The following is a 10455-nucleotide window of genomic DNA, read 5'->3' on the forward strand; positions in this document are numbered from 1 at the left end:
CCTCAAAATTCTCTCTTCCTTCCCCCCGACCGTGTCAGCGACTGACACATATACCTCACTCGCCCCTTCGACGCGGTGAGCCCAAACCCTTCCCTCAATAGCAGCCTTCTTCTTTTCTTCCTCCTCCTTGATCAGCCGATTGGCAATCGCAAATCGCCTCGCCAGATCGACTTCATTCGCATCGTACGTCTTCAAGCTACCCGGATCGGGAGGACCGATTGGAAGCCCGTCTTTCTCCCCTTCCTCTTGTCCAAGGTCCCGGATGTTTTGACTCGGAATGTAGATGGTAAACTCGCATGCCAGAGGCCCGGATCTCGACCACTCTGCCCTGAGCGGGATCAAGTCGCCTACCCCGAAGACCCGACCATCGCCCACCACTACCCCAATCCGCTGGCCTCCCGTCCGGATGACCCCAGAGAGGCGAGAGCATTTCAATTCGCCGCTTTGCCCAGCGTCATTCAGAGGATCACAGGTGAGCGACTTCCATTCGATACTGTAGGCAGAAGGATCGTACAAACTGCGGATGCGCTGTTCCTCCAGACACGTAACGAGTTCCTTCACAAACAGGCTGTCAGGGTCAATCCTGCGAACCTGACCGGTTCGGTCTTCAAGCTCTGCGCGAATCAGGACGTTGCCTCGCTCATACGTGAAATAGTAGCGTTTGCATTCTGGGCGCACAAGGACTGACGGGTGCTGCGGATCGAATCTGTCTCCGTAGTGGTAACCCTGAACAATACCCAGGACCGAGTCTGCTTTCTCTACTTTGTAGTTATGCTTGGCCATGACTGTGCTTGCCGCAACGACGATGTCCTTGGCTCCAACGGGGCTTGGCACAGATACCGAGTTTGTGACAACGAAACAGGAGCAACTGGCCAGGAAGACCATGGCCAACACGACGGCCAGGGGGCGGGGAGTTGTGGCCGCATCAGCCTGGGGCACGAACATACAACACCTCTGTTTTCTCGTGAACGTGTCGCAGGGTGGGGGCTCGGGGGCGACTGGGTCCTGCTCTGCAATCACTGCCACGGGTCCTTTGAGGGGCTACCGACTACCGCCTCGGCAAGCGCAGATAGAACCCAGGCGCGGTGACCCATCAGGCTTCTCCCTTGTCTGTATCCGGGGTTCCCCCCTTCGTGCCCGCGTAGAGAGGTCCGTGATCCCGTTTCCAGCGTCCCCTCCTCGAACCGTGCGTGAGGTTTTCCCTCACACGCGTGCGTTTCATTTGAGCAGCACCATCTTCCTCACCGCCACATACTCCCCCGCGCGCAGGCGGGCGAAGTAGAGGCCGGAGGGAGCATCGGCACCTGCGACGTCACGCCCGCTCCACACGGCCACGTGGTCGCCAGCAGAGACTCGCGCATCAACCAGTGTCGCGACAAGCGCCCCCGCCACGTCGTAGATCGCCAGATGCACCCGACCGTCGGCGGGGACCGAGTACTGGATTTCCGTTATCGGGTTGAAGGGATTCGGCCTCGAGACCACCCGCAGCCCGCAGGGCACTCCACTCGCTTCAGTCGCGCCGACCGCAGTGACCACGCTCTCACCATTTGGATACCGGACCTCGTCCACAAGACCATCGCCGTCGAAGTCGACCTCTAGGCCAAACCCGTACGGATACTCCAATGTGTCAGCCACGGCCAGACGCAGGGCACTCAACGAGTTCACCTCGACGGAGGTGTACCCCAACCACAACACGCTATCCCCCACAGCCGTCTTATGAAGCACAACCACGGAGAGTGTGCCTGCCGAGTCCGCGTGAAACTCCACATCCAACGCCGCGTGCTCGTTCGCGGTCGTGTCTCCCAGAACATAGGGGTTCGGTCCAACCCTTCCCCACTCTGTCTCCCTGGCGTCGAACCTGAACACCAGGCTCTCCGCGTGACCCAAGGAGTCTATCGTTGTAGCGCCCCCCCCGGACGCAATCCGAATGTGGCCCGGTCCCTCTACAAAGACTTGGTTGGAATACTCAGAGCCTATGCTATCAAAAACCGCTTTCACACCGGCTGCCAGCGAATCAAGCTCTCCTTCCCCACGCTTACCTTCGGCCAGGTTTCCAACCACCTCGGCGCACTCCTTCGAAGCAACACCCACCGATATGACGAGATCCAAGACGGTCCCAGGCCCGACCAACGCTCCGGCAATGAGGTCCACTGCCATGAGCAGTGCGCCACCGAAGGCAGACGTCGCCTTGTTGTAGTCCTCCCTCGCCCACGCCTCTTGCGCCTCACATACGAAGTCCATGTATGACACCCAGTTGCTCGCGGTCTCGACGAAGAGATTCGGGGTCAGCGCAGCGAAACTCACCGCACAATCCAGCTCATCCGGCAGGCACGGGTCTAGCTCTGCCTGGTAGGCCAGGATCTCTGCTTCCGACAAGATGGCCCCGCTAAACATGTCCGGGAAGACCCGAATTACCGGTGACCGGCCGCCCTGTTTCGCGAACTTAGCCGTCTCGGTCAGTGTAATGCGGAGGTCAAACTCCCAGGGATGCGGACATACCGGAACCGGTCACGCCAGCTGCGTAACGTACTCCCCCTCAGGTGTCATGGAGATATTGTCCGTTCCCACAACGAACTGGTCCCCGAGATTAGACGTGACCTCTGCCGTCAGGTCCACGCTCCCCTCATGCCAGTTACTCTTCGTCACCACCATGAGGTGCGCCGTATCGACCCCGTTCTGGTAGACGTCGTCGTCGAAGATGGCGGAGAGAATCTCGAAGGGCGGGGGGACCTCGCCGACGGTCCAGATCTGCCACGGGGAGATACCTACCTTCCCCACACCCGTCCCAAGGCTGTTATTGGCGAGACGGTCTATGATGAAATACCCCGGAGCACCGAGATCAACAACCACCCCGCGCCACGAATATACTTCGTGACACCAACCACTTCCCCATGTCCATCCCTCAGCGTGCCACGCGTATGGTACCCCCACCCCATTTACCAAGCATGAGGCGACAACGTGATGTTCCTCGCACGGGACCGAATCCGCGAAGTCGTGTCCGAAGATACATGGTGCCGTTTCATTCGGATCGCTAATCCAGATAGAGAACTGGGGCGTCGGCGAGAAGAAGACATCGCTTGTCTGGACCGGAGGCGGTGTGACGGCTACACCCGACATCGATCCAATAAGTTGATCAGCTCGCGTGGATGGCGAGCGAAGAAGCAGAATGCCGATTGCGAGCAGGAGCATCGACATACGACTCATCCCAGCTTCTCCCTCAAAGGGATCCAGCCTCAGGCCAGCGCGGCGCCCCGTTCCCTCGCGCGCGCTCCCACAGACTCGGCTCGTGGGGAGGAGACGCCGCCAGAAGCGCTCATTTCAAAAGCACCATCTTCCTCAGGGCCCCATACTCCCCCGCGTGGGGCGGGCGGTGCGCCTCTCGTCCAACGGCGCTATCGGAGCAAGACCATCTTTCGCACGGCGACATACTCCCCCGCGTGGAGGCGGGCGAAGTAGGTGCCCGAGGGGACGGAGCGTCCAGCGTCGTCCTTCCCGTCCCACGATACCTCGTGCGCACCGGGACCCCGCACGGCATCTTCCAATGCTCGGACCATCCTTCCGCTACAATCAAATACTCCGAGCCGAACCACAACCGTTTCGGCCAGCGAGAACCTCACGGCCGTCCCCCCCGCAATGGGATTCGGGTGAACCTCCAACACCTCTTCGAGCGAGACCGCAACTCCCTCATCTTCCCTGACGTTCGTGATTCCTCCCAGGTCATAGATCCCAGCAAGCCCCCACCCAGACACAGAGAACGTAACATTGTTGCCAACGGTGTCGAGCACGCCGTTTATCGTGGAGAAATCCGACGCATCCCCTGCAAGCCAGCACACCCTGAGCCCCGACTCATCCGCGATTCCAGCACGCTCCAGATCGTCTTCCTCATACCTCATCCGGACCACCAGGCTATCCGGCTCAACGGTCGTGTCGACCTCAGCATCCGCAAAGCACAAGAAGCGGCCAATCGCCGTCCCGAGGGGATACCTCAGTGGATCCGGAACCGAGGCAAGATACGTTGCCGCGCACGCAACAGTATCATCATATTCAACGGGAAGAAATACAGTTACAGAAAAGGACCCGTCTAGCGCCCAGATCCCGAACTGTCCTGACGATGGAAGACCCACACTGTCTCCGCAAGACCAGACGGGAAAGAGATCACTGCCACAGCCGGATGAATCGCACACCTCAAACGAATAACAACCCTGATCTGTGCGCTCATGCTCGGCGGGTTCCATCTTGGCCCGGGGCGCATCCTTCGTCGGACAAGGGGTCCCGCCGTAGCACAGAGGCCACGAGTTGCCGTGACCATCCCTAGCAAATGCGTTCTCCACCAGTGTGAGAACGCTACCATCAGGAAGCCGCCGCGCCGCCATGGCCAGGTGGAGAGGCGGCACATTCAGAGGCTCCAGCCACTGACTCCAATCCTGATCGCAGCCAATAACCGTAACGAAATCGAGGCGTCTTCCTCCCAGGCAAGGTCCAATATCTGCTGGGTACACATAATCTTTTCCGCCTGCACCGTCGGACAACACCATGCATCCGGGGCCGGATGGGCAATTGTAGGCCCCATGCCCGTTAATGTAGAGCCCCCGCACCGATGGATCGGCAAGCGCCGCGCAGACCTCCGCCCTTGTTGCCTCTGAAATCGGTACGGTCTCCCAGCCACGTCCTATGAGATTCCACATCGACCAGAACAGCTTTTCGTCAAGCTGCCCCACAGGGTCATAACCGCTCACGACGAGCGCTTTCGGCCGCGGATAGGTTGCAGTGCATGATACGCCGACTATCTGGCTTTCACTGTCCCTACATTCCCCCGCTCCCTCGCTCCAAACCTCAAGAACCACACCGTACTCGTCGATACAGCCCCCCGGGAAAGCGTGCGTCGGGTGTTGCTCGATGCTCGTGGTTCCGTCGCCGAAATCCCAGAGCCACGAGTTTGGATTCCCGGATGAGGTATCGAAAAAACGAACAACTGGTGAGCCCATCTCCTCAGGGGGAACGTACTCGAAGGAGAACGCTGCTGCAGGATCTCCTCCTATGTTCGCCGCAGCCTGCGCCAAGTCCTCACACCCCGGAGCATCTCCCCCGTAGTGATTCGTGATGGTGATCGAATAGTCTCCGGGGCATACGTAGGTGTGCCAGGGCGTGAAGTAGTGCCACGCACATCCGCTACATCCTGGACCGAACCACCAGGTGAAGTATTCGGGGGGGCTACCATCTCCCCAGTCGACACGTGACCAGTCAGCGTGGTGGTAGGGGTGGGAGGCGTCCGTCCAACCACGGACATCTGCAGGGGCGGTCGTGTTGCCATTCCTGTAGACAACGTCCAGCTGGAAGTCGGGCGGCGTGAGAGTGGCGACGGTCGATGCCGACTCCTCGCAGCTGTTGTTGTGGTCGTCCTCGTAGTAATTCGTGACGGTGACAGTGTATGATCCGGGGCACACGTAGAAGTGCCAAGGAGTTCGCCTCCAACCTGTGTAGGGCCCATAGGTCCAGGTGAACTCCTCCACAGGGCTTCCATCTCCCCAATCGACAACCGCCGAGTCAACTGCACTGGGAGACATGGCGACTTCGTCAGGCGTGCAGGCAAGGACGTTACGCGGCGCAACCGTGATGCCGCCGCTGTAGAAGGGCTCCAGCGAGAAGATGGGCCGCGTGAGTGTCGCGGAAGTCGATGCCGATTCTTCACAGTTGTGGTATTCGTCCTCGTAGTGATTCGTGACCGTGATCGTATACGCTCCGGAACACTCGTACTGGTGCCAGGGTGTGCCGTAGTACCCTTGAGCCAGATCGACCCAGGTGAACACCGTGGGCGGGCTGCCGTCGCCCCAGTCGGCAATGGCCCAGTCGATCTGGGAGCGCCTTATGTCGTCATTGGTCCGGCAGCGGGCCTTTGCAGGCGCGCGCGGATCGCCACCGTAGTAGAGGGTTGTTAGAGAAAAGGTGGGGCGGGTTGCGGTGACCGAATGATCGACGGAGCTGGTTCCGCCAGGTCCAACAGCGGTGAGGGTAATGACGTACGTGTCGGGACAAGTGTAGGTATGACCAAAGCTCAAGTCATTGTAGACGGGAGGAGACCCATCGCCCAATTCAAACCAAAAGTAGGACACCTCACCTTCGATGGTGGCGGATATCCCGACGCCCAACGGAGCCCGCCCTCCGGGGGGCGAGACGATGAAGGATACCTCTGGGGGAGGAGGGGGATCACCGGCGAAGCCGATTGTGGTTGTGAGCGAAGCCATCATGCAGGCGAGGACCCAGGAGACGGCTCCACGACGAATCATCCGCCCCGATCGACAACGGAATCTCCTGCGGCTCAATGGAAACCTCCTTGGAGTTCGCTGTAGAGTAAGACCCAGGCGCCGCGGCCTATCGGCTCGGTTTCCAGGATTCCCTCATCGAACCGTGCGTGAGGTTTTCCCTCACACGGCTACCTCGCCGTCTCATTTCAACAGCACCATCTTCCTCACCGCCCCATACTCCCCCGCGTGAAGGCGGGCGACGATCAGTCCCTTCGTGGTTGGCTTGTGGCATACGGCGCAGACCCCCTTGGCGAGAGTCGCTGACTCTGTCTTGACTGATGTGCGGCAAGATGCCGAAGCTGTCGGAAGTTTATCACATCCGAATGTTCGCGACCAGGAGAAAGGTGAGGGCTCGGGCGTCGGCGAAACCCTCAGCGTCCCCTGCTCTTGCCGCCTCCCCAGGGTTCCTTCGGGCGCGGTGGAGCTTGATCCGTAAGGAGATACGGTTCCTACAGCATCCCTGCCGCGCTGACGGTCCCCGGCCCGTCGGAGCCCGCCACGTGGAGGTAGCGCGAGGTCACGAGGACGGAGCTGTGGCCGAGTAGGTCGCGCACGCGGTGCAGGGGCATCCCGCCTTCGATCGCCATCGACGCCGCGGTGTGGCGCAGGGCGTGCGCGTTGATGCGCGCGAGCCCGGCGGCTTCGCAGCATCGGCGCAGGATGTAGTCCACAGATGGGACGGTGAGGCGCTTCGGGCGTTCGCGCAACGACGTGAAGAACGGCGCATCCACGGGCGGTCGCCCGTCCACAGCATCGCGCCGGTAGGCCCGTATCGCGTCGGCCGCGGGACCCGAGAGGGGCACGAGCCGGACCTTTCGGCCTTTACCGTTCACGCGCAGGACGACTCGGTGGCTCGTGGACTCCACATCGCCGTGGGAGAGCGCGCACACCTCGCCCGCGCGTAGCCCGCCGACGCCGAGGCACACGAGGATTGCCAGGTCTCGCTTGCCGCGATGCGACCGCCGGTCGGGCGCCCGGAGCAGCTTTCGCAGGTCACTCGCCGACAGGATGCGCGGCGCGAACCCGCTCGTCCCCTTCGGCGCACGGAAGCCCCGTGTGGGGTCGTCGGTCAGGATCCCCTGGTCGTGGGCGCTGCGCAGGTACTTCGCCGCCACCGTCGCCCGCCAGCGCACCGTCGTGGGCGACAGGCCGAGCCCGCGCATGTGGGCCACGTAGCGCTCGACGCAGCCCACCGCCGGGACATCGAGCCAGGCGAGAAATCGCACGACCTCGCGCTCGTACGCCACCCGCGTGCTCTCGGCATCGCAGCGAAGAAGGAAGAGGGGCAGAGCCTTCTGAAGATCGACGCTTCCCCCCGCGCTCATCGGGAACCTCCCCCCGGAAACGGCCCGGCCTCATCGGCCGCGACGAGCCCCCGCTCGCGGGCGTACTCCAAGAACTCGCCCAACACCACCAGCTGCCAGCGCACCATCGACTCCGAAAAACCCCGAGCCCGCAGGTGGTCGGCGTAGCGCTCCAAAACGCCCGGCTCCAACCGGTCCGCCCACCTCCAGAACCGCGTCACCGCCGCCCGGTAGGCCCGGCGGGCCACATCGTGCTCGCAGCGAAGCAGAAAGCGGGGCAGAGCTTCTTCCAGATCAGGACCGCTTCTTGCACCCATGCGTGGGCCCTCCTTTCATCACACATGAACGCTTCAACTCGCAGAAACAGCAAGTCGAATCGGACCTACTTCACGACCCGCAGCTTCGCCTTCCCCCGGTACGGCCGGAACACCTTCGCCCGAAACTCCCACAGCGGGCAGAGCACCTGTCGACACCGCTGCGCCTCCTTGTACTCCCACTCGCTGCACTGCAGACATTTCAAGAACACCGCCGCCCGATAGCTCGTCGGCGCTTCCATCGCCCGACGCCGGTACCGCTCCCGAAGACGCTCCGGGATGCCATCTAGGATCGCTCGACCCGCCGCTTCCACATCCCAATCCACCCCATAGACCCCCTCTCGTTTTTCGCACTCTAGGGTGCGAATTTCGGGCTAACTCCTATCGGGTAGGCTTCCGGTACCACCCTCCTCACGATCGCTCAGGATTCGCACTCTAGAGTGCGACTTTTCGAGACAGAATCGATTCTGGCGGGGACCCGTGACCCCCAACTCCGTGTTTCTCCACAAGTGTCGCTCCCGCGCGTGCAATTCGGACTGATCTCCTTCGGGGTAGGCCTCCGGTACCACCCCTCTCGCGTTCGTTTCCAGATGCACGGATAATCGGCGCATTCTCGAGCGCAGAATCGATCCTGGCGGGGGACCGTGACCCGGGGAACGGCCCGACCAGACCGGCACCCTCACGCCACTGCACCGTCACCACACCCCCGCATACTGGACCGTCAGGCACTTCCCCACGGCCAGGGCGATCGCCGCCGCGTAGTCGTCGTGCGCTCCGCTTCGGTTCGCATGCCCGATGCGCGGACGACCGCCGGGGAGAAGCTCCACCTCCAGACCGCGCAGCTCCCGAAGGCTCTCCTTGTGATCCAACAACTCGATCCGCCTCTCCACGATGTGCGAGCGAAGGTTCGCGTAGAGGTCCGCTTTCGACTGCAGCGTGAACGGCACCTCCTCGAACTCGATTCCCGCCTCCTGAAACGCGTGCTTCAAAGGCTCCGCGCCGAACTGGTCCCCGTACACCCGTCGCGTCCCATACCGGTCCAGCGTCGCGCGGATCTCCGGGATCACCTGGCCGAGACGCACCGGCTGCTGCCGAGTTCCCTCCCAGCCCGCGAGGTAGTCCACGACCAACTTGTTCTCGCGCGACTCCTTGTGCGCGACGGCGAATGTGAAACGATCGCCTTTGAACGCCGCGTCGATGGCCGCCTCGTAGCTGTGGACGCGCGGCTGCGGGAGGACCGACGTTCGCCCCTCCACCACGCATGCGGCGATCGCCTCCGCCGGGATGTACGCGCTCACCGCTTCGGCGAACTCCGCCCCGTACTCGCGCCGGTACGTCTCGGGATCCCGCCTCTTCTCGTTCTCGAGGAAGCGCCTCGGGACCGTCGGGTTCATCAGACCGGTCGGCGCGTGCCACACGAGGACCTCACGGTCCTTCTTGCGACGGGTCCACATGTCCCATAGGACTCCGTTCATCGCGTAGGGCGACGAGGCCAGCACGAGCTTCGCGTTCGGGAAGGTCGCCATCGCCGGACGCACGGCACGGAGCACTTCCACATCGGGATTCGCGTAGCCGTCCTCCGTCCACCAGAAGGCGATCTCGTCACAGATGCACGCCACCACCGAGAGCCCACGGATCGACCGAAAGCTCGCAGGGTAGATCCCGATCGTAATCCGGTTGTCGAGATCGATCTCATGGGAGCGCACGGACTCCACATGGCGGGAGAGGATGGGGCTGCGCGTGATCTTCCCCTCGATGTACCCGCGCACCACTTGCGCCTGACGCATGTTCTGCGCAAGGAGCAAGACGATCCCGCGCTCGCCCGCCGAGAGCTTGTGCTGCCGGAAGAAGGCTTCGTAGATCGCCACGTTCGCCGCGATCTTGTCGCTCTTCCCCGAACGGCGCCCGCAGATGAACGCCGCCTCGCGATGCTCCCTCGGGTTCCTCGGCGGATGACCCGTGCACCGACGGACGATCGACTCCTGCTCCCGCGGAATCGTTCGACCATAAAGCGTCCGAAGCCCCGCCTCCTGCGCAGGCGACAACACATCCCCCAGAATATTCGGGTCGCGAATCGCCGCGATGATGTCAACCGTCCGCGCCATCCCCGCCCTCCGGTTCCTTCGCCTCTTCCGCCTTCACGGCCAAGTACTCGGAAAGCGTCGGGGCCGTCGGCTTCCCCACACGCCGCTCCGCAATCGCCTGGCGGAACTCACCGACCGAGCGCGACAACGCGTTCTCGACCGTGGTCAGACGCTCCGCCACGTTGCGCATCTCCCCTTGCTTGAGATCCAAAAGACCCACGACCTTGAGAAAGTTCTCGATCTGCCACAGGCGGGATCGCAGCCGCACGATCTGCTCGATCCGAATCCGGTCCGTCGCCGTTGGCGGCACCCCCGTCGCCTCGCTCACCTCCGTGATCAGCTCGTGCGCCCACCCCACCTGACGCGCCGTGAGGATCGGGCAGATCAGGTGTTTCTTGCCGGTCTTGCACGAGAGGGGATGCCGGTGGTCCTTGCGCTTCACGTGGTAGAG

Annotated in this window: 8 protein-coding genes; all 8 read right to left on the reverse strand. The window is 62.3% G+C overall.

Translation table 11 applies throughout. The features are described from left to right. The coding region (locus FJY88_08945) for a hypothetical protein (protein ID MBM3287459.1) at positions 1 to 945 on the reverse strand (945 nt) is incomplete at its 3' end. A gap of 273 nt (positions 946 to 1218) precedes the next feature. Further along, entirely contained in the window at positions 1219 to 2394 is a 1176-nt protein-coding gene (locus tag FJY88_08950) for a T9SS type A sorting domain-containing protein (GenBank protein MBM3287460.1), read from the reverse strand. Positions 2395 to 2508: 114 nt separating this feature from the next. Further along, positions 2509 to 2850, reverse strand: coding sequence for a hypothetical protein (locus FJY88_08955; protein MBM3287461.1), 342 nt, complete (start codon positions 2848 to 2850; stop codon positions 2509 to 2511). 542 nt (positions 2851 to 3392) lie between these two features. After that, a complete protein-coding gene (locus FJY88_08960; GenBank protein ID MBM3287462.1) occupies positions 3393 to 6284 on the reverse strand; it encodes a hypothetical protein in 2892 nt (963 codons plus the stop codon). A 467-nt stretch (positions 6285 to 6751) separates the two neighbouring features. Further along, positions 6752 to 7627: a hypothetical protein gene (locus tag FJY88_08965; GenBank protein MBM3287463.1), complete on the reverse strand. Its 876-nt coding sequence runs from the start codon at positions 7625 to 7627 to the stop codon at positions 6752 to 6754. Beyond that, positions 7624 to 7923, reverse strand: coding sequence for a hypothetical protein (locus tag FJY88_08970; protein ID MBM3287464.1), 300 nt, complete (start codon positions 7921 to 7923; stop codon positions 7624 to 7626). Before FJY88_08970 ends, FJY88_08965 begins: the two co-directional genes overlap by 4 nt. A gap of 65 nt (positions 7924 to 7988) precedes the next feature. Next, a complete protein-coding gene (locus tag FJY88_08975; protein ID MBM3287465.1) occupies positions 7989 to 8246 on the reverse strand; it encodes a hypothetical protein in 258 nt (85 codons plus the stop codon). A gap of 369 nt (positions 8247 to 8615) precedes the next feature. Next, complete coding sequence (locus FJY88_08980) at positions 8616 to 10025, reverse strand: hypothetical protein (protein MBM3287466.1); 1410 nt, start codon at positions 10023 to 10025, stop codon at positions 8616 to 8618. Between the last annotated feature and the right edge of the window lie 430 nt (positions 10026 to 10455).

The organism is Candidatus Eisenbacteria bacterium, assembly GCA_016867495.1.
Classification (GTDB): Bacteria; Eisenbacteria; RBG-16-71-46; order CAIMUX01; family VGJL01; genus VGJL01.

What these genes read in the sequence shown, in the direction of transcription:
- FJY88_08950 (MBM3287460.1), bottom strand. Translation starts at nt 2,394, where the DNA reads ATGTTTAGCGGGGCCATCTTGTCGGAAGCAGAGATCCTGGCCTACCAG.
- FJY88_08960 (MBM3287462.1), bottom strand. Translation starts at nt 6,284, where the DNA reads ATGATTCGTCGTGGAGCCGTCTCCTGGGTCCTCGCCTGCATGATGGCT.
- FJY88_08965 (MBM3287463.1), bottom strand. Translation starts at nt 7,627, where the DNA reads ATGAGCGCGGGGGGAAGCGTCGATCTTCAGAAGGCTCTGCCCCTCTTC.
- FJY88_08970 (MBM3287464.1), bottom strand. Translation starts at nt 7,923, where the DNA reads ATGGGTGCAAGAAGCGGTCCTGATCTGGAAGAAGCTCTGCCCCGCTTT.
- FJY88_08980 (MBM3287466.1), bottom strand. Translation starts at nt 10,025, where the DNA reads ATGGCGCGGACGGTTGACATCATCGCGGCGATTCGCGACCCGAATATT.